The following is a 19,574-nucleotide window of genomic DNA, read 5'->3' as shown; positions in this document are numbered from 1 at the left end:
GAGGATTTTCCATGAGCCATTACGACGAGTTGTTCGCCCAGGACCGTGCCCACTTCATGCACCCGTCCACCCACGCTCACGACCACGCCAGCGGCGCACTCAAGGGGCGCATCATCACCGGCGCTTCCGGCATCCGTATTCGCGACCACGAAGGCCGCGAGCTGCTCGATGCATTTGCCGGCCTGTACTGCGTGAACATTGGCTACGGGCGTACCGAAGTGGCCGAGGCCATCTACAAGCAGGCCAAGGAGCTGGCCTACTACCACACTTACGTCGGCCACTCGACCGAGGCCATCATCGAGCTGTCGGCGCGCATCATCGACTGGGCGCCGAAGGGGATGAAGAAGGTCTACTACGGCCTGTCTGGCTCGGACGCCAACGAGACCCAGATCAAGCTGGTGCGTTACTACAACAACGTGCTCGGCCGCCCGGCGAAGAAGAAGATCATCTCCCGCCAGCGCGGTTACCACGGCTCGGGCATCATGACCGGCAGCCTCACCGGCCTGGCCAGCTTCCACCAGCACTTCGACCTGCCGGCGCCGGACATCAAGCACGCCGCCTGCCCGCATTTCTACAAGGCGCCGGCCGGCATGGACGAAGCGGCTTTCGTGCGCCATTGTGCCGAGGATCTGGAGCGCCTGATCCTGGCCGAAGGTCCGGACACCGTGGCCGCCTTCATCGGTGAGCCGGTGATGGGCACCGGTGGCATCATCGTGCCGCCCAAGGGTTACTGGCAGGCGATCCAGGCGGTACTAGCGAAGTACGACATCCTGCTGATCGCCGACGAAGTGGTCTGCGCCTTTGGCCGTCTGGGCACGCCGATGGGCAGCCAGATGTTCGGCATGCAGCCGGACCTGATCACCACCGCCAAGGGTCTGACCAGCGCCTACGCGCCGCTGTCGGCGGTGATCGTCGGTGAGAAGGTGTGGAACGTGATCGACGAGGCCTCTAGCCGCGACGGCGCCATGGGCCATGGCTGGACCTACTCAGGCCACCCGATCTGCGCCGCCGCTGCGCTGGCTAACCTGGATATTCTCGAAAAGGAAAATATCTCTGCCAACGCCGCCGACGTCGGCGCCTACCTCAACCAGCAACTGCGCCAGACCTTCGAAGGCCATCCGCTGGTGGGTGAAGTGCGCGGTGTCGGCATGCTCGCCGCGCTGGAGTTCATGGCTGACAAGGAGGCGCGCACGCCATTCGACCCGGCGCTCAAGGTCGGCCCGCGGGTTTCCGCTGCCTGTCTGGAACGCGGCATGATCGCCCGCGCCATGCCGCACGGCGACATCCTCGGCTTCGCCCCGCCGCTGGTACTGACCAAGGCTGAGGCGGACGAGGTGGTGGGCATCGCCAAGGCGGCGGTGGATGCGGTGGCCAGCGAGGTGCTCTGAGATCTACCGCTGGAAGGACTTCAGCCATGAAGGCTGAAGTCCTTCTCCAGCAGGCCATTGAAAAACGTAGGCGAGGCAGACTGGCCTAGGCAAAAACAGCCGAAAAAGCGGAGTTTACGAGCTGTAAATGAGCATTTTGAGGCTGTTTTTAACGACGGACAGGCAACGCAGATAGTTTTTCAACAGCCTGCTAGCTTGGTGCGCACGGCGCACCCTACAACACCGCTGTGAACCGTAGGGTGCGCCGTGCGCACCGAGTCGATCAGCGTTGCTTGTCCAGCTTGCGCAGAAACACGCTCATTTCCTTCTCGGCCTGCTTGTCGCCCTTGGCCTGGGCGGCAGCGATGCCCTGCTGCCAGGACTGGCGCGCGCCGTCGATGTCGCCTTCGGCCTGCAGCGCTTTGCCTAGCAGCTTCCACGCCGCTGAATAGGCCGGGTCGAATTCCACGCAGCGTTGCAGGTGCTCGGCCGCCTGCACCGTATTGCCGCCATCCAGGTGGGCCTTGCCCAGGCCGAACCGCAGCAGGGCGTTGTCCATGCCCTTGGTCAGCATCTTTTCCAGTGCCTCAGTGCTCACAGGGAGTCTCCTTCGCCGGCCTCGCTGGTGTCGATTGTAGGAGCGAGCTCTGCTCGCGAATCTCAGGCGCTCGAAACGCTTCGCGAGCAGAGCTCGCTCCTACGAGATTTGTCTTCTCTAGCTTCAGAAGAACGTCAGACCCGCCTGGAACAGACGCTCGACGTCGCGGATGTACTTCTTGTCGACCAGGAACAGGATCACGTGGTCACCGGACTCGATCACTGTGTCATCGTGGGCGATCAGTACCTGTTCGTCGCGGATGATGGCGCCGATGGTGGTGCTCGGTGGCAGGGCGATGTCTTCGATGGCGCGGCCGATCACCTTGCTCGACTTGGCATCGCCATGGGCGATCACTTCCAGCGCCTCGGCGGCGCCACGGCGCAGGCTATGCACGCTTTCGATATCGCCGCGGCGCACGTGGGTCAGCAGGGTACCGATGGTGGCCAGCTGCGGGCTGATGGCGATGTCGATCTCACCGCCCTGCACCAGGTCGACGTAGGCCGGGTTGTTGATGATGGTCATCACCTTGCGCGCACCCAGGCGCTTGGCCAGCAGCGACGACATGATATTGGCTTCGTCGTCGTTGGTCAGAGCGAGGAAGATGTCGGCATCGTTGATGTTCTCTTCCACCAGCAGGTCGCGATCCGAGGCGCTGCCCTGCAGCACGATGGTGCTGTCGAGATTCTCCGACAGGTAGCGGCAGCGCGCCGGGTTCATCTCGATGATCTTCACCTGGTAGCGGCTTTCGATGGCCTCGGCCAGGCGTTCGCCGATGTTGCCACCGCCGGCGATCACCACGCGCTTGTAGCTGTCTTCCAGGCGGCGCATCTCGCTCATCACCGCACGGATATGTGCCTTGGCCGCGATGAAGAACACCTCGTCATCGGCCTCGATGATGGTGTCGCCCTTGGGCATGATCGGTCGGTTGCGGCGGAAGATCGCCGCGACGCGGGTGTCGACGTTGGGCATGTGCTGGCGCAACTGGCGCAGTTGCTGGCCGACCAGCGGGCCGCCGTAGTAGGCCTTGACCGCCACCAGCTGGGCCTTGCCTTCGGCGAAGTCGATCACCTGCAGGGCGCCGGGGTATTCGATCAGGCGTCTGATGTAGTTGGTCACCACCTGCTCGGGGCTGATCAGCACGTCGACCGGAATCGCTTCGTTGTCGAACAGCGCCTCGCGGGTCAGATAGGCCGTCTCGCGTACGCGGGCGATCTTGGTCGGTGTGTGGAACAGGGTGTAGGCCACCTGACAGGCGATCATGTTGACTTCGTCGCTGTTGGTCACCGCCACCAGCATGTCGGCATCGTCGGCGCCGGCCTGGCGCAGCACCGTGGGGAAGGAGCCCTTGCCCTGCACGGTGCGGATGTCCAGGCGGTCGCCGAGGTCGCGCAGGCGGTCGCCATCGGTGTCGACCACGGTGATGTCGTTGGCTTCGCTGGCGAGGTGTTCGGCCAGGGTGCCGCCCACTTGGCCGGCGCCGAGAATGATGATTTTCACCGATACGCTCCGTTGGAAATATTGGCAACCGTCACTCCCGCGAAGGCGGGAGCCCAGGTGCTTCGGTTTTCTGGGTTCCCGTCTTCGCGGGACAGCGCTTGCGCTGAACGCACTTTAGTGTGGCCCGAATAGGGCGAGCGCAGCGAGTAATGACGACTATTTCAGAGTACCTGTGGCCTTTTGAACAGCTTGGCATAGTAGAAGCCGTCGTGGCCGTCCAGCTGTGGCAGCAACTGGCGGCCGTGGGCTGGCTGCAGGCCGAACTCGCCAGCGATGGCGACTTCCTGCGCGTCGGGGGTACGGGCGAGGAAGGCGGCGATGGTCTCGCTGTTTTCCGTCGGCAGCACCGAACAGGTGGCATACAGCAGGATGCCGCCAGGCGCCAGGGTCGGCCACAGCGCATCGAGCAACTCGCCTTGCAACTGGGCCAGGGCCGGGATGTCCTCGGGCTTGCGGGTCAGCTTGATATCCGGGTGACGGCGGATCACCCCGGTGGCCGAACAGGGCGCATCGAGCAGGATGCGCTGGAATGGCTGGCCGTCCCACCAGGCGCCGGTAGCGCGGCCGTCGGCGGCGATCAGCGTGGCTTCCAGATGCAGGCGGTCGAGATTCTCGCGTACGCGCGCCAGCCGTTTGGCTTCCAGATCCACGGCGACCACTTCGCCCAGGCCCGGCTCGACTTCCAGCAGGTGGCAAGTCTTGCCGCCCGGCGCGGCGCAGGCGTCCAGCACACGTTGGCCAGGCGCCAGCTCGAGCAGGTCGGCGGCCAGTTGCGCGGCTTCGTCCTGGACGCTGACGCGGCCTTCCTTGAAGCCGGGCAAGGTGGTCACGTCGCAAGGTTGCAGCAGGCGCACGCCGTCGCGACTGAAGGTGCAGGGTTCGGCAGCAAGGCCTGCACTGCGCAGCTCTTCGAGATAGGCGTCGCGGCTGCCGTGGCGGCGATTGACCCGCAGGATCAGCGGCGGATGGGCGTTATTGGCGGCGCAGATGGCTTGCCAGTGCTGTGGCCAATGCGCCTTGAGCGTCTTCTGCAGCCAGCGCGGGTGGGCGCTGTGTAGCACCGGGTCGCGATCCAGTTCGGCGAAAATCTCTTCATGCTCGCGTTGTGCGCGGCGCAGCACGGCATTGAGCAAGCCCTTGGCCCAGGGCTTTTTCAGCGCTCCGGCGCAGCCTACTGTCTCGCCGATGGCGGCATGCTCCGGGATGCGGCTGTGCAGCAACTGATAGAGGCCGATCAGCAGCAGCGCTTCCACGTCCTTGTCAGCTGCCTTGAAGGGTTTTTCCAGCAGCTTGTCGGCCAGCAGCTGCAGGCGTGGCTGCCAGCGCGCGGCGCCGAAGGCCAGATCCTGCGCCAGGGCGCGGTCGTGGTGTTCGACCTTGTCCAGCTGCGGCGGCAGGCTGCTGCCCAGCGAGGCCTTGCCGGACAGGACTGCGGTCAGGGCGCGGGCGGCGGCCAGGCGTGGGTTCATTGACCGAGCACCAGGCCGGGGGCGAACTGCTCGCGACGGCTGTTGTACAGGTCGCTGAAGGCCAGCGGCTTGCCGCCGGGCAATTGCAGACGAGTCAGGCGCAGCGCGCCCTCGCCACAAGCCACGGTCAGGCCCTGCTTGTCGGCGGCGAGAATGCTGCCGGGGGCACCACTGCCCTCGCCCAGTTCGGCGGTATGCACCTTGAGTGCATCGCCGTTCAGCGTGGTGTGGCAGATCGGCCAGGGGTGGAAGGCGCGCACCAAGCGCTCCAATTCCACGGCCGGGCGGCTGAAGTCGAGGCGCGCCTCATCCTTGTTCAGCTTGTGGGCGTAGTTGGCCAGGGCATCGTCCTGCACTTCGCCCTTCAGGGTGCCGGCAGCCAGGCCGTCGATTGCCTGCAGCACCGCCTGCGGGCCGAGCTGGGCGAGACGGTCATGCAGGCTGCCGCCGGTATCGTCAGCACTGATCGGCGTGTTGACCTTGAGTAGCATCGGCCCAGTATCGAGGCCGGCCTCCATCTGCATCACGGTGACGCCACTCTCGGCGTCGCCGGCCTGCACTGCGCGCTGGATCGGCGCGGCGCCGCGCCAGCGCGGCAGCAGCGAGGCGTGACTGTTGATGCAGCCCAGGCGTGGGGTGTCGAGCACCACCTGCGGCAGGATCAGGCCGTAGGCGACTACTACCATCAAGTCCGGCTTGAGCGCCGCCAGCTCGGCCTGCGCCTCTTCATTACGCAGGCTGGCCGGTTGGTAGACCGGGATGCCGTGCTCGACGGCGAGCTGCTTGACCGGGCCCGGCATCAGCTTCTGGCCGCGGCCGGCGGGGCGATCCGGCTGGGTGTAGACGGCGACGATCTCGTGCGGGCTGGCCAGCAGGGCCTTGAGGTGCTCGGCGGCGAATTCCGGGGTGCCGGCAAAGACGATACGCAATGAGTCAGACATGAGAGCTCGCTAAAAGAAAAAGGCTTGCCGTGGCAAGCCTTCTGAATCGGGCGTCAAGCGCGCTGACGATGCTGTTTTTCCAGCTTCTTCTTGATGCGGTCGCGCTTGAGGTTGGACAGGTAATCCACAAACAGCTTGCCGTTGAGGTGATCGCACTCGTGCTGGATGCACACGGCCAGCAGGCCTTCGGCAATCAGCTCATAGGGCTGGCCATCGCGGTCCAGTGCCTTGATCTTGACCTTCTGCGGGCGATCGACGTTTTCGTAGAAGCCGGGCACCGACAGGCAGCCTTCCTGGTACTGGTCCATCTCGTCGGTCAAAGGCTCGAACTCGGGGTTGATGAATACCCGCGGCTCGGACTTGTCCTCGGACAGGTCCATGACCACCACGCGCTTGTGCACGTTGACCTGCGTCGCCGCCAGGCCGATACCAGGAGCGTCATACATGGTCTCGAACATGTCGTCGACCAGTTGACGGATGGAGTCGTCCACGACGTCCACCGGTTTGGCGATGGTACGCAGGCGTGGATCAGGAAATTCAAGGATATTCAGGATCGCCATATGCGTTTGTGATGCACTTGTGGAATAAAGTCAAAATCCGCTGCTAAGATGATGAACAGCATTGAAAAACGGCTTCACGCCGCGTATTCAGCGGGTTTGGCACGCGGCGCTAGGGCGCTTCACGTGAAGGCACATAATAAAGGGATTCACCGTATGAGGAAATCACTACTCGCCCTGCTCTTCGCAGCCGGCGGACTGGCCCTGACCAGCTTGGCTCAGGCCGAAGTGCAACTCAAGGACGGTCACCCGAACCGCTACACAGTGGTCAAGGGCGATACCCTCTGGGACATTTCCGGCAAGTTCCTGCGCCAGCCGTGGAAATGGCCCGAGATCTGGCACGCCAACCCACAGGTCGCCAACCCGCACCTGATCTATCCCGGCGATACCCTCAATCTCGTTTATGTTGATGGTCAGCCGCGCCTGATGCTCAACCGCGGTGAGTCGCGCGGTACCATCAAGCTGTCGCCGCAGGTGCGCAGCACGCCAATGGCCGAAGCGATCCCGACTATCCCGCTGGAGGCGATCAACAGCTTCCTGCTGAGCAACCGTATTATCGACACGCTGGAAGAATTCAACGGTAAGCCTTACGTCGTCGCCGGCAACGCCGAGCGCGTGGTCAGCGGCGCTGGCGATCGTGTCTACGCCCGTGGTCAGTTCGACGAAGAGCATCCGATTTACGGCATCTTCCGTCAGGGCAAGACCTATGTGGATCCGGAAACCAAGGAATTCCTCGGTATCAACGCCGATGACATCGGCACCGGCGAAGTCGTCGCCGAGGAAGGTGATATCGGTACCCTCGTCCTGAGTCGTTCGACTCAGGAGGTGCGCATCGGTGACCGCCTGTTCCCCACCGAAGAGCGTGCGATCAACTCCACCTTCATGCCCAGCGAGCCGGCCAGCGAGATCAACGGTCTGATCCTCGACGTCCCGCGTGGTGTGACCCAGATCGGCCAGTTCGATGTGGTGACCCTGAATAAAGGTGCTCGCGATGGTCTGGAGATCGGCAACGTACTGGCCATCTACAAGACCGGCGAAACCGTGCGCGACCGCGTTACCGGCGAGAGTGTGAAGATCCCGGACGAGCGTTCCGGGCTGCTGATGGTGTTCCGCAGCTATGACAAGCTCAGCTACGGCCTGGTACTGCAGGCCAGCCGCCAGCTGGCGGTGATGGACAAGGTCCGCAACCCGTAATGCCCATCGAGCCCCGCTAGTGCGGGGCTCGTGCTTTCAGGCCGCCAGGATGGCGGTGCAACTTTTCAGGGAAGAATCGCCATGCCTGCATCCTCCTCGCTTTCCCCCGCTGTTTCTCCTGCCGAGCTCGAAGCCCGCTTGCGTCTGCATCTATTGCCGGAGCTGGGGCCGCGACGCTTTCGCAAACTCCTGAGCGCTTTCGATAGCGCCTCGGCTGCGCTCAGTGCGCCGGCCAGCGCCTGGCGTGCGTTGGGGCTGCCGGCTGCCTGCGCCGAGCCCCGGCGCAGTGCGCAGATCCGCGAGCGAGCGGCGGCTGCCCTGCACTGGCTGGGTGAGCCTGATCAGCATGTGGTGATGTGGGACGATCCAGCCTACCCCGCCCTGCTTGCCGAGTTGGCGGATGCACCGCCGCTGTTGTTCGTCGCTGGCGATCCCGGTGTGCTGGAGGCGCCGCAACTGGCCATGGTCGGCAGTCGGCGTGCCTCGCGGCCCGGCCTGGATAACGCACGGGCCTTTGCCCGCAGCCTGGCGGGCGTCGGCTTCGTCATCACCAGTGGTCTGGCGTTGGGGATCGATGGTGCTGCGCATCAGGGGGCGTTGGAGGGTGGCGGCAAAACGGTGGCCGTGCTGGGCACCGGCTTGCAGTGTTTGTATCCGCGTCGGCATGTCGGGTTGGCAGCGCGGATCGTCGAACAGGGTGGCGCGCTGGTTTCCGAGTTACCGCTGGATTGTGCGCCACAGGCGAGCAACTTCCCCCGGCGTAACAGAATCATCAGCGGCTTGTCGCTGGGCGTGCTGGTGGTCGAGGCCAGCCCGTCCAGTGGCTCGCTGATCACTGCGCGCCTGGCCGCCGAGCAGGGGCGCGAGGTCTACGCCATACCTGGCTCCATCCATCATCCTGGCGCGCGTGGCTGCCATCAGCTGATCCGTGATGGCGCCACCCTGGTGGAAAGCATCGAGCATATCCTCGAAGCCTTGCGTGGCTGGCAGACTCCAACCGCCGAGCCTGTATCGGTGCCGCTCGCTAGCGTCGAGCACCCATTGCTGGTCTTGCTGCATGCCGCGCCGCACAGCACCGAGGCGCTGGTGCAGGCCAGCGGTTGGCCGTTGTCACAGGTGCTGGCGGCTTTGACCGAGTTGGAGCTCGATGGCCTGGTGTGTAACGAAGCGGGGCGTTGGCTGGCGCGCAATCGTTAACAGGTTGTTAAGGCCCGTGGCAGGCAACCATTGGCTTGGATAGACTGCCGCCCATTGATTCCGCGGGAGACAGTCGATGGCCAGCAACTGGCAGATACAGCAAACGGCGCGAGTGGTGCGTGAAGGGGGCGTGGTTGCCTATCCGACCGAGGCGGTCTGGGGCCTGGGCTGCGATCCCTGGAATGAAGAGGCGGTGTATCGCCTGCTGGCGCTCAAGGAGCGGCCGATGCACAAGGGGCTGATTCTGGTGGCCGATGACATCGGACAGTTCGACTTCCTGCTCGATGATCTGCCAGAGGTCTGGCAGGAGCGCCTGGCCGGCAGCTGGCCAGGCCCGAACACCTGGCTGGTGCCGCATCAGAATCGCCTGCCGGAGTGGGTCACAGGCCAGCACGATACCGTTGCCCTACGCGTCAGTGATCATCCGCTGGTTCGTGCGTTGTGCCGCTATACCGGCCCGCTAATCTCCACCTCGGCCAACCCGGCGGGGCGCCCTTCAGCGCGTTCGCGTCTGCGCGTCGAGCAATATTTCCCGGGCGAGTTGGACAAGGTCCTTGGCGGCGCACTAGGTGGGCGCAAGAACCCCAGCCTGATTCGTGACCTGCGTACGGGCGATGTGATTCGCCCGTCCTGACTGGCCAATGCTCGCGGCTAAAGCCCCTCCCACGATTGTGGCAGCTGTGGGAGGGGCTTTAGCCGCGTCTGTGTTTACGGCAGCAAAATGGTCGAGCCAGTGGTTTGCCGCGAGCTCAGCGCATCCTGTGCGGCAGCAGCGTCCTTGAGCGCGTAGCGATTACTGATGTCCACCTGCAGTTTGCCGCTGCTGATCATCGCGAACAGCTCGTCGGCCATGGCTTGCAGGTTCTGCGGCGTATTGGCGTAGCTCGCCAGGGTCGGCCGGGTGACGTACAGCGAGCCCTTCTGCGCCAGGATACCCAGGTTGACCCCGGTGACCGCGCCGGATGCGTTGCCGAAGCTGACCAGCAGGCCGCGCGGTGCCACGCAGTCCAGCGAGGTTTCCCAGGTGTCCTTGCCGACGCCGTCATATACAACCGGGCACTTGGCGCCGTCAGTCAACTCCAGCACGCGCTGGACGACATTCTCATGGCTGTAGTCGATGGTCTCCCAGGCTCCCAGTTCCTTGGCGAGTGCGGCCTTTTTCGCCGAGCTGACGGTGCCGATCAGATTCACGCCCAGCGCTTTGGCCCATTGGCAGGCGAAGGAGCCGACGCCACCAGCGGCGGCATGGAAGAGGATGGTCTCGCCGCCCTTGAGCTCGTAGGTCTGGCGCAACAGGTACTGCACGGTCAGGCCCTTGAGCATTACCGCAGCGGCCTGTTCGAAGCTGATGCTGTCCGGCAGGTGTACCAGGTTGTCGGCGGGCAGCACGTGCAGCTCGCTATAGGCGCCGAGCGGACCGGTGGCATAGGCGACGCGATCGCCGACCTTGAGACCTTCGACCTCGCTGCCAATCGCCTCGACCACGCCGGCACCTTCGGTGCCCAGGCTCGAAGGCAGCGCGGGCGGCTGGTACAAGCCGCTGCGGAAGTAGGTGTCGATGAAGTTCAGGCCGATGGCCTTGTTGGCCACGCGAACCTCGCGTGGGCCCGGTGCTGCCGGCTGGTAGTCACGGTATTCCAGCACTTCGCTGCCGCCGTGCTGGCTGAACTGAATACGCTTGGCCATCTCGGATTCCTTATTGGTTTGGAGCCGCTGCATGCGGCGAAAGGCTCTATCCAATCGTCCTGATTGACCGACGTCAACTGCGGATGTGCCTGGGTGAATGCTATGCTGCCCGCCGATTTCGACCTGCTCTCTGTTCAAGGTGCCGCCGTGACTGACCGTACCGAGGCCGTTAAGGCCTACCTGCTCGACCTGCAAGACCGCATCTGCTTTGCCCTGCAAGCCGAGGACGGCCAGGCCGTGTTCGCCGAGGACGCCTGGCAGCGTCCGGCCGGTGGTGGTGGGCGCACGCGGGTGATCGAGAACGGCGCGCTGATCGAAAAAGGCGGGGTGAATTTCTCCCACGTGTTCGGCGACAGCCTGCCGCCGTCGGCCAGCGCCCATCGCCCCGAGCTGGCCGGCCGTGGCTTCCAGGCCCTCGGCGTGTCGCTGGTGATCCATCCGGAAAACCCCTACGTGCCGACTTCGCACGCCAACGTGCGCTTCTTCAGTGCCGAGAAGGCAGGCGAGGAGCCGGTGTGGTGGTTCGGTGGTGGTTTCGACCTCACGCCCTACTACGCCAATGAAGAAGACTGCGTACACTGGCACCAGATCGCTCGTGACGCCTGCGCCCCCTTCGGCGCCGAGGTCTATCCCAAGTTCAAGGCCTGGTGCGACCGCTATTTCCATCTCAAGCACCGCGGTGAGCCGCGTGGTATTGGCGGGTTGTTCTTCGACGACCTCAACGAGTGGGACTTCGACACCAGCTTCGCCTTCATGCGCGCCATTGGTGATGCCTACATCCAGGCTTACCTGCCCATCGTTCAGCGCCGCAAGTCCATGCCCTTCGGCGAGCGTGAGCGTGAGTTCCAGGCCTTCCGTCGCGGCCGCTACGTGGAGTTCAACCTGGTGTTCGACCGCGGCACCCTGTTCGGCCTGCAGTCCGGCGGGCGCACCGAGTCGATCCTCATGTCGCTGCCACCACATGTGCGCTGGGGCTATGACTGGAAGCCCGAGCCGGGCAGCGAGGAAGCTCGCCTGACCGAGTATTTCCTGACGGATCGTGATTGGCTGGCGCAGGCCTAGCTTCCATTCTCTCTTGTAGGAGCTGCGCCCCGCAGCGAATGACGGCGGCGTGTGCTACCGCGGCGAAGCAGAGGCTTCGCCCCGAGGCGGGGCTCCTACAGGACGGCGTCAGTTTCGTAGATTTCTACCGTTACAGGACCTTCCATGGACCGCTACTGCGTCTTCGGCAACCCCATCGGCCACAGCAAATCGCCGCTGATCCACCGCCTGTTCGCCGAGCAAACCGGCCAGGTGTTGACCTACGATGCACGCCTGGCGCCGCTGGACGACTTCACTGGCAATGCCCGCGCCTTTTTCGCCGAAGGCCTGGGCGGCAACGTCACCGTGCCGTTCAAGGAAGAGGCCTTTCGCCTGGCCGACGAACTCACCGAGCGCGCCCGTCGAGCCGGCGCGGTGAATACCCTGAAGAAACTGGCCGACGGTCGCCTGCTGGGTGACAACACCGACGGTGCTGGCTTGACCCGTGACCTGCAGGACAACGCCGGTTTCAGCTTGGCCGGCAAGCGCATCCTCGTGCTCGGTGCCGGCGGTGCCGTGCGCGGTGTGCTCGAACCCTTCCTGGCGCAGAAGCCGGCGGTGCTGGTGATCGCCAACCGTACCGTGGCCAAGGCCGAACAACTGGTGCGTGAATTTGCCGACCTAGGCCCGCTGGTGGCCGCTGGCTTCGACTGGATCGATGCGCCGGTGGACCTGATCGTCAACGGCACTTCCGCCAGCCTCGGTGGTGAGCTGCCGCCGATTGCGCCGAGCCTGATCCAGCCCGGTCATACCGTCTGCTACGACATGATGTACGGCCGTGAGGCGACCGCCTTCAACCGCTGGGCAGCCGAGCAGGGCGCGGCGCGCTGCCTGGATGGCCTCGGCATGCTGGTCGAGCAGGCGGCCGAGGCGTTCGAGCTATGGCGTGGCGTGCGCCCTGACACGGCGCCGGTGCTGGCTGAGCTGCGCCGTCAACTGGCGGGTTGAACGGGCATGGACGAACAAGCGCTGCCGAGGATCAGGGGCTATCACGCCCATGTTTACTTCGACGCCAGCACCCTCGATCAGGCCCGTGCGCTGTGCGAAGAAGCCGCGCGGCTTTTTCCTCTGAAGATGGGACGGATGCACGAGCGTCCAGTCGGGCCACACCCGGATTGGAGCTGTCAGCTGGCCTTTCGTCCTGACCTGTTCGGTGAGCTGGTGCCCTGGCTGATGCAACACCGCAATGGCCTCAACGTGCTGGTGCACCCGATCACTGACAACGAGCTGCGCGACCACCGCGACTGGCCGCTATGGCTCGGTCAGGTGCGCCCGCTGGATCTGAGCACGCTCGCAGACGAATGATGGTTAGGACGAGCGGTCTTGCTCAATCCTCGAACAACACCGGGCAGCGCTCGGCGCCTTCGAGCTTGAGGATTTCCTCCACTACCTGTGGCCGCGCCTGGCGCAGCACCAGGCTGCGTTTCAGCGCCTGCAGGCGGCGCGCCTCCTGGTGCAGCATCTCTACCCCGGCGTAGTCGATGAAGTTGATGTGCCGCGCATCGATCACCAGGCGCTGACCCCGGCTGCGTTGCAGCAGTTGCTGGATGTACTGGCAGGCGCCGAAGAAGATCGAGCCCTCGATGCGCAGCACCTCGTCTTCGCCGTCCTGCCACAGGCGCACGCGCGGCTGCGAGGTGCGCTTGAGGTAGAAGAACAGCGAGGCCAGCACGCCGGCGTAGATCGCCGTCTGCAGCTCCAGCACCAGGGTGGCGGCGAAGGTCAGCAGCATCACCATGAACTCGGAGCGACTGACCCGACGTAGTGCACGGATCGCCGGCAGATCCACCAGGCCCCAGCAAATCAGCAGGATGCCGGCCGCCATCACCGGCAGCGGGATATGCGTCAGCAGCGCTGCGCCAAACACCGCGAACAGCGCCACCAGCAGCGCCGAGAACACCCCGGCCAACGGCGTACGTGCACCGGCCTGCAGGTTCAGCGCCGAGCGGGTGAAGGAGCCGGCTGACAGCGAGGCAGAGAACCACGGCCCGATCATGTTCGACAGGCCCTGGGCGCGCACTTCCTGGTTGGCATCGAGAAACTGGTGTGACTTCACTGCCAGCGCGCGGGCGATGGACAGGCTGGTGACCAGCCCGAGCATGCCGCAGGCCACCGCTGCCGGTAGCAGACGCAGCACGTCGTCGAGGTCGAAACTCAGCATGGTCAAAGGCGGCAGGCCTCCTTCGAACGGTGCCACCAGGGCGATGTCAGCGGTGAACCGTGCCGGTAGTAGCCACGCCAGCAGACTGCCGCAGACCAGGCCGATCAGCAGTGCGGGGGCCTTTGGCCAGAGTTTGCGCACGGCCACGCTGAGCAGCAGTGTAAAGGCCGCCAGGGCCAGACTCGGCCAGTGCGCCTCGGGCAGGTGCTGGCCGATCTGCAGCAGGCTGGTCAGGGCTGTGGGTTGGCTGGCGACTTCCACGCCGAGCAGATTGGGCATCTGCCCGATGGCGATCACCAGCGCCGCGCCGAGGGTGAAGCCGAGTACCACCGACTGCGAGACGAAGTTCACCAGGGCGCCGAAGCGCAGCATACCTAGCAGCCACTGGAACAGCCCGGCGAGAAAGGTCAGCAGCAGGATCAGGGCGATGAATTCGTCGCTGCCGATGCGCGCCATGGGGCTGACGCTGGTGAACAGGACGATGGAGATAGCCGCTGTCGGCCCGCAGATCAGGTGCCAGGACGAGCCCCACAGACAGGCGATGATCACCGGCACGATGGCGGCGTACAGGCCGTATTCGGCGGGCAGGCCGGCAATCAGCGCGTAGGCCAGCGATTGCGGCAGGGCCAGGATGGCGCCAGTCAGGCCCACCAGCAGGTCGTTGCCGAGGGTCTTGCGGCTGATGCCAGGCAACCAGCGGAGAAACGGCAGCAGGGTCTGTCGGTCAGGTAGGCGCATGATTTGGGTCGAGGGTGGGTCGCAGGCGATTCCACCCTACTCACTTGCCGCGGTTAATTCAAAGCCGCGCCTTCACGGCGGCCAGGCCGTCGCCACCGTCGCGGGTGGTCACGCCGTCCAGCCAGCCATCGAGCACCTGCGGGTTGGCCTGCAGCCAGGCCTTGATCGCAGCGTCGTTGCTGGCCTGCTTGTTCAGCACCTGATCCATGATGCTGTTCTCCATCTCCTGGGTGAAAGTCAGGTTGCTTAGCAGCTTGCCGACGTTGGGGCACTGCGCGGCGTAGCCCTTGCGCGCCAGGGTGTTGACCTCGCCGCTGTCGCCGAAATATTTCTCGCCGCCTTTCAGATACTGCATGTCGTACTGCACGTTCATCGGGTGCGGGGTCCAGCCGAGGAAGACCACGAACTGATCGCGTTTCACCGCGCGGCCGACCTGCACCAGCATCGCCTGTTCGCTGGACTCCACCAGCTTCCAGTCACCCAGGCCGAACTCGTCGGCGGCGATCATCTGCCTGATCGACTCGTTGGCGGGTGAGCCGGAGGCGATGCCGTAGAGCTTCTTGCCAAACTTGTCGGCATGCTTGTCCAGATCGGCGAAGGTCTTCACCCCGGCCTCATAGGCATAGGTCGGGACCGCCAGGGTGTACTCGGTGCCTGCGAGGTTCTGCGCCAGCTTGTCCACTTCTCCGCTGGCGACGAACTTGTCGTAGTTGCTCTGCTGCGCCGGCATCCAGTTGCCGAGGAAGACGTCGACCTGGCCCTTCTGCAGGCCGGCGAAGATGATCGGCACGGCCAGGGTCTGGGTTTGTGCCTTGTAGCCCAGGCCGTCGAACAGGAAGCTGGCGATGCCGTTGGTCACGGCGATGTCGCTCCAGCCCGGGTCACCCAGCTTGACCGTGGCACAGGCGGCGTCCTCGGCCCAGACGTTGCCGGCACTGGTGAGCGCTGCGGTGAGTAGTAGCACGCTGAATCGGTTCATGGCGTCTCTCCTTTTTTCTTCTGTTTTGGGCACCTCTAAAAACGTAGGCGAGGCAGCCAGCGCAAGGCAAAAACAGGCGAAAAAGCGCAGTTTACGAGCTGTAAATGAGCATTTTGATCGGACTCGCGCACGAGCCTGTTTTTAACGCAGTGATGGCAACGCAGGTAGTTTTTAGAGGTGTCCTTTTGGGGGCGGCAGTTGGTAAAGGTTCATACCTGGGGAAAACGGGCGCGGCGTTCCAGGTCGTCGAGATCGATATGGTTGCGCATGTACTGTTGGCTGGCATCGACCCAGGGCTGGTGATCCCAACTGGTCAGCTTGCCTTGGCTCAGCGCCTCGGCCACCAGACGGCGGCGGCGCTGGCTGGCGAGAGTGGCGGCGTGGATGGCCGGGATGTCCCAGCGCTCGCGCGCTTCGGCGATGAAACCGGCAAGGATGCCGCGATGCTCGCTGGACTCGGCCAGGTTCTGACGTTCGAGCGGGTCGCTGTCCAGATCGAACAGCAGCAGTGGATCCTGCTCGGAATAGACGAACTTCCATGGCCCGCGGCGAATCATCATCAGCGGGCTGAGCGTGCCTTCGGCCATGTATTCGCCGAGCACTTCATCATGGCCGCCCTTGCCTTGCAGATGCGGCAGTAGCGAGTGACCTTCCAGCTCCAGGCCCTGCTCGACCTGGCCGCCGGCCAGTTCCACCAGCGTTGGCAGCAGATCGAGAGTGGAGACCGACTGACTGACCCGATGCGCGGTGAAGCGCTGCGGTGCATGCACCAGCAACGGCACGCGGGCGGACATTTCGAACCAGTGCATCTTGTACCAGAGGCCGCGCTCACCCAGCATGTCGCCGTGGTCGCCGGAGAAGACGATCAGGGTGTCCTCCGCCAGGCCGCACTCTTCCAGGGTCTTCAGCAACTTGCCGATGTTGTCGTCGATATAGCTGCAGGCACCGAAGTAGGCGCGGCGGGCGTCGCGAATCTTGTCCTCGGGCAGCGGCTTGTCCCACAGGTCGATGATCTTGAGGATGCGCTGCGAGTGCGGGTCCTGCTCGCTCTGCTCGATGTGCTGGCGCGGCAGAGGAATGTCCACGCCCTCGTAGCGATCCCAGTATTCGCGGCCGATGGTGTAGGGGTCATGCGGGTGGGTCATCGACACGGTCAGGCAGAACGGCTGATCCGGACTCATGCGCACGTGGTCGTAGAGGTACTGGCGGGCCTTGAACACCACCTCCTCGTCGAAATCCAGCTGGTTGCTGCGTACGCAGGGGCTGGCCTGCAGCACCGAGGACATGTTGTGGTACCAACTGGCGCGCACGTCCGGCTCGTCCCAGTTCACCGCCCAGCCGTAGTCGGCGGGATAGATGTCGCTGGTCAGGCGCTCCTCGTAACCGTGCAACTGGTCCGGGCCGCAGAAGTGCATCTTGCCAGATAGCGCAGTGCGGTAGCCGAGGCGGCGCAGGTAATGGGCATAGGTCGGCACATCGGCGGGGAAATCGGCGGCATTGTCATAGGCGCCGATCTTCGATGGCAGCCGCCCGCTGACCAGGGTGAAGCGCGACGGCGCGCAGAGCGGGCTGTTGCAGTAGGCCGAGTCGAACACCACGGCCTGCTCGGCCAGTTTCATCAGGTTGGGCATCTGCACTGGCGAGGCGGCATCGTGCAGCGGCAGGATCGGCGCGGCCATCTGGTCGGCCATGATGAAGAGGATGTTCGGGCGCTTCATGGTGGCGGGTATTCCATATTGTTGGTTTATGCGACAGTGCTGGCTCCATGATTCCGGTAGAACGGCAGCAGGGTAAACCCGGCTGTGAAACATGCCTCGGATAAGCAGAGCTTATGTTTAAAGTCATTGATGGGCTGTCGCTCGACGCGCTGCGGGTGTTCGAGTCGGCCGCGCGCCAGCTCAGTTTCACCGCCGCCGCCAGCGAGCTGGGTAGCAGCCAGCCGGCGATCAGCCAGCAGATCAAGCGTCTGGAGCAGCAACTGGCCACGCGCCTGTTCGACCGTATCTATCGCGGCATTGTGCTGACCGAGGCCGGCGAGCTGTTGCTGGCGCATGTGCAGGAAGGGCTGGCCAGCCTCGATGCCGGGCTCGTCGCCGTCACCGCGCGCCAGCAGCATGAAGTGCTGCAGGTGGCCACCGACTTCGCCTTCGCCGCCTACTGGTTGATGCCGCGTCTGCAGCGCTTCAACCGCCTGTACCCGGAGGTGGACGTCAGCCTGATCACCAGCGAGCGCGACCCGGCCACGGTACCCAGCGATATCGACGTGGCGATCCGTTTTGGCGACGGTCGTTTCAAGCATGGCGAAGCGTACCTGCTGTTCCGCGAAGAGGTGTTTCCGGTGTGCAGCCCGCGTCTGCTCGGCGAGCGCCAGCTACCGCTACCGACGGAGGTTCTGAGCGAGCTGCCGCTGCTGCACCTGCGCCCCGAGCACCGCTCGCGCTGGTTCGACTGGGAGGGATTGTTCCGCGCCCTCGGCATCGCCAGCCTGCCGACACCCGGCGCGTTGCGTTTCGACAACTACACCCTGCTGATCCAGGCGGCGATTGCCGGGCAGGGCGTGGCCATCGGCTGGCGCCATCTGGTGGATGAACTTCTGGCTCAGGGGCTGCTCTGTCGTCTGGGTGAGGCCGAGGCGCATTCGGCGCGTGGCTATTACCTGGTACTACCCGAGCGCAAGCGTCGCCAGCGCCTGACCGCGCGTTTCGTCGACTGGTTGCAGGCCGAGCTGGATTCGCCAGCAGCGAGCGTTTGATCGGGCCATACTGCAATAGCCAAGCGTGATCCTTATACTGGTCGCCGCCGCTCTAGCCGGTCGTTTTTCATCGCCTGCCAGCGGCCCCCACACTCCAACCGGTGAAGTGAACCGTGAAACTCCGTCATTCGATTTTGGGCCTGCTGCTGTGCGGCAGCCTTGTTGTTTCGAACCTCCAGGCCGCGCCTGCCCAGCCGAAGCAGGAGCTGGCCGCCGGTAGTGCCTTGCTGATCGATCTGAAGACCGGCCAGGAGCTCTATTCCAGCAACCCGGACCTGCGCCTGCCGGTCGCCTCGGTCACCAAGCTGATGACCGCCATGGTGGTGCTCGACGCCAAGCTGCCGCTGGACGAGATGCTGCCGATCACCATCCGCGACACCCAGGAAATGCAGGGTGTGTTCTCCCGCGTGCGCATCGGCAGTGAAATCACGCGCCGCGAAATGCTGCACCTGGCGCTGATGTCCTCGGAGAACCGCGCTGCCGCCAGTCTTGCGCACCATTACCCGGGTGGCCACGCCGCCTTCGTCGCAGCCATGAACGCCAAGGCCAAGGTGCTGGGCATGCACAGCAGCCACTTCGTCGAACCCACCGGCCTGTCCGAACTGAACGTCGCCACGGCGCGTGACCTGGCGCTGATGGTCAAGGCCGCCAACCAGTATCCGCTGATCCACCAGTTCAGCACCGACTCCGAAGCCACCGTGGCCTTCCGCAAGCCCAACTATACCCTGGGCTTTCGCAACACCAACGCACTGGTGCGCAAGGCGGACTGGAACATCAACCTGAGCAAGACCGGCTTTACCAACGCTGCCGGCCGCTGCCTGGTGATGGCCACCACCATCGCCAACCGCCCGGTGGCCTTTGTGGTGCTCGGCGCGTTCGGCAAGTACACCCACATGGCCGACGCCAACCGCCTCAAGCGCTGGATGGAGACCGGCAAGGTCACCCCGGTGCCGGCAGCGGCGCTCAGCTACAAGCAGCAGAAGCTGGCCGAGTGGAGTCTGCAGGCCGCACAGTAAGACGCTGTGCACGCCCTGCAGGGCCAGCACGAGACGCAAAGTGTAGGAGCCCCGCCTCGGGGCGAAGCCTCGGACTTCTGCGTCGCCAGCCCCGTAGCATTCGCCGCGGGGCGCGGCTCCTACGCCGGCTATCGGAAAAAGGGCGACTCGATGAGTCGCCCTTTTCGTTATGCCTGCCGTAGCCCGGATGCAATCCGGGGAACCCGCAGCTCAGGCCCCGGATTGCATCCGTATATGGACTCCTCCCGTTTTGCCAGTGAAATAATCTGCCTCTGAACCTAGGTACGACTGCTTCCGTATATTCGACTTCTGATAAGGCGTTAGCCTTGAGCCATGATGAAT

18 protein-coding genes are annotated in these 19,574 nt (G+C 64.3%); 9 read left to right on the top strand and 9 right to left on the bottom strand.

Annotation, left to right across the window (positions count from 1 at the left end; translation table 11 throughout):
- The first annotated feature begins 11 nt into the window (after window positions 1–11).
- A complete protein-coding gene (locus tag PSOLE_RS21440) occupies window positions 12–1,388 on the top strand; it encodes an aspartate aminotransferase family protein (RefSeq protein ID WP_074860219.1) in 1,377 nt (458 codons plus the stop codon).
- Window positions 1,389–1,650: 262 nt separating this feature from the next.
- Here the strand turns inward: PSOLE_RS21440 and PSOLE_RS21435 are convergent, their stop codons facing one another.
- The 5 genes from PSOLE_RS21435 to def form a co-directional block, all read right to left on the bottom strand.
- Window positions 1,651–1,965: a tetratricopeptide repeat protein gene (locus tag PSOLE_RS21435; RefSeq protein ID WP_074860222.1), complete on the bottom strand. Its 315-nt coding sequence runs from the start codon at window positions 1,963–1,965 to the stop codon at window positions 1,651–1,653.
- A gap of 123 nt (window positions 1,966–2,088) precedes the next feature.
- Complete coding sequence (trkA, locus tag PSOLE_RS21430; RefSeq protein ID WP_003458492.1) at window positions 2,089–3,462, bottom strand: Trk system potassium transporter TrkA; 1,374 nt, start codon at window positions 3,460–3,462, stop codon at window positions 2,089–2,091.
- A 161-nt stretch (window positions 3,463–3,623) separates the two neighbouring features.
- Window positions 3,624–4,931 carry a 16S rRNA (cytosine(967)-C(5))-methyltransferase RsmB gene (gene rsmB, locus PSOLE_RS21425; protein WP_074860224.1) on the bottom strand — a complete coding sequence of 436 codons (1,308 nt, stop codon included), beginning with the start codon at window positions 4,929–4,931 and terminating at the stop codon, window positions 3,624–3,626.
- On the bottom strand, window positions 4,928–5,872 hold the full coding sequence (gene fmt / locus PSOLE_RS21420) for a methionyl-tRNA formyltransferase (RefSeq protein ID WP_004422860.1): 945 nt from the start codon (window positions 5,870–5,872) through the stop codon (window positions 4,928–4,930). Before fmt ends, rsmB begins: the two co-directional genes overlap by 4 nt.
- Before the next feature lie 53 nt (window positions 5,873–5,925).
- A complete protein-coding gene (def, locus tag PSOLE_RS21415; RefSeq protein ID WP_004422862.1) occupies window positions 5,926–6,432 on the bottom strand; it encodes a peptide deformylase in 507 nt (168 codons plus the stop codon).
- Between the two features lie 153 nt (window positions 6,433–6,585).
- Here def and PSOLE_RS21410 point away from each other — a divergent pair, with 153 nt between their 5' ends.
- The 3 genes from PSOLE_RS21410 (at window position 6,586) to PSOLE_RS21400 (ending at window position 9,454) form a co-directional block, all read left to right on the top strand.
- Window positions 6,586–7,623, top strand: coding sequence for a LysM peptidoglycan-binding domain-containing protein (locus tag PSOLE_RS21410; protein ID WP_004422864.1), 1,038 nt, complete (start codon window positions 6,586–6,588; stop codon window positions 7,621–7,623).
- Window positions 7,624–7,704: 81 nt separating this feature from the next.
- Window positions 7,705–8,820 carry a DNA-processing protein DprA gene (dprA, locus tag PSOLE_RS21405; protein ID WP_074860226.1) on the top strand — a complete coding sequence of 372 codons (1,116 nt, stop codon included), beginning with the start codon at window positions 7,705–7,707 and terminating at the stop codon, window positions 8,818–8,820.
- A 76-nt stretch (window positions 8,821–8,896) separates the two neighbouring features.
- Complete coding sequence (locus PSOLE_RS21400) at window positions 8,897–9,454, top strand: L-threonylcarbamoyladenylate synthase (RefSeq protein ID WP_074860228.1); 558 nt, start codon at window positions 8,897–8,899, stop codon at window positions 9,452–9,454.
- A gap of 74 nt (window positions 9,455–9,528) precedes the next feature.
- Here the strand turns inward: PSOLE_RS21400 and PSOLE_RS21395 are convergent, their stop codons facing one another.
- Window positions 9,529–10,506 carry an NADPH:quinone reductase gene (locus PSOLE_RS21395; protein ID WP_004422871.1) on the bottom strand — a complete coding sequence of 326 codons (978 nt, stop codon included), beginning with the start codon at window positions 10,504–10,506 and terminating at the stop codon, window positions 9,529–9,531.
- A 147-nt stretch (window positions 10,507–10,653) separates the two neighbouring features.
- Between PSOLE_RS21395 and hemF the strand changes: the two genes are divergently transcribed.
- From hemF to PSOLE_RS21380, 3 genes are all read left to right on the top strand, one after another.
- A complete protein-coding gene (hemF, locus tag PSOLE_RS21390; protein ID WP_004422872.1) occupies window positions 10,654–11,568 on the top strand; it encodes an oxygen-dependent coproporphyrinogen oxidase in 915 nt (304 codons plus the stop codon).
- 144 nt (window positions 11,569–11,712) lie between these two features.
- Window positions 11,713–12,534: a shikimate dehydrogenase gene (gene aroE, locus PSOLE_RS21385; protein WP_074860230.1), complete on the top strand. Its 822-nt coding sequence runs from the start codon at window positions 11,713–11,715 to the stop codon at window positions 12,532–12,534.
- A gap of 6 nt (window positions 12,535–12,540) precedes the next feature.
- Window positions 12,541–12,891 carry a DOPA 4,5-dioxygenase family protein gene (locus PSOLE_RS21380; protein WP_004422875.1) on the top strand — a complete coding sequence of 117 codons (351 nt, stop codon included), beginning with the start codon at window positions 12,541–12,543 and terminating at the stop codon, window positions 12,889–12,891.
- 22 nt (window positions 12,892–12,913) lie between these two features.
- On the opposite strand, the gene PSOLE_RS21375 is transcribed toward PSOLE_RS21380, so the two are convergent.
- From PSOLE_RS21375 to betC, 3 genes are all read right to left on the bottom strand, one after another.
- Window positions 12,914–14,485, bottom strand: a complete 1,572-nt coding sequence (locus PSOLE_RS21375) for a SulP family inorganic anion transporter (protein WP_074860232.1) — start codon at window positions 14,483–14,485, stop codon at window positions 12,914–12,916.
- 58 nt (window positions 14,486–14,543) lie between these two features.
- Entirely contained in the window at window positions 14,544–15,464 is a 921-nt protein-coding gene (gene choX, locus PSOLE_RS21370) for a choline ABC transporter substrate-binding protein (protein WP_004422879.1), read from the bottom strand.
- A gap of 209 nt (window positions 15,465–15,673) precedes the next feature.
- Window positions 15,674–17,182: a choline-sulfatase gene (gene betC, locus PSOLE_RS21365; protein WP_074860234.1), complete on the bottom strand. Its 1,509-nt coding sequence runs from the start codon at window positions 17,180–17,182 to the stop codon at window positions 15,674–15,676.
- A 113-nt stretch (window positions 17,183–17,295) separates the two neighbouring features.
- On the opposite strand from betC, the gene PSOLE_RS21360 reads away from it, so the two are divergent.
- Both PSOLE_RS21360 and pbpG read left to right on the top strand, forming a co-directional pair.
- The gene (locus PSOLE_RS21360; RefSeq protein ID WP_074860236.1) at window positions 17,296–18,216 is read left to right on the top strand and encodes a choline sulfate utilization transcriptional regulator; all 921 of its coding nucleotides are present in this window, start codon (window positions 17,296–17,298) and stop codon (window positions 18,214–18,216) included.
- Window positions 18,217–18,329: 113 nt separating this feature from the next.
- Window positions 18,330–19,232 (top strand): D-alanyl-D-alanine endopeptidase, encoded by a 903-nt coding sequence (pbpG, locus tag PSOLE_RS21355; RefSeq protein ID WP_074860237.1) that lies wholly within the window; start codon window positions 18,330–18,332, stop codon window positions 19,230–19,232.
- Window positions 19,233–19,574: the final 342 nt, after the last annotated feature.

The sequence above is a fragment of the Pseudomonas oleovorans subsp. oleovorans genome, assembly GCF_002197815.1.
Taxonomy (GTDB): domain Bacteria; phylum Pseudomonadota; class Gammaproteobacteria; order Pseudomonadales; family Pseudomonadaceae; genus Aquipseudomonas; species Aquipseudomonas oleovorans.
This window is presented reverse-complemented; position numbering and strand designations above follow the sequence as displayed.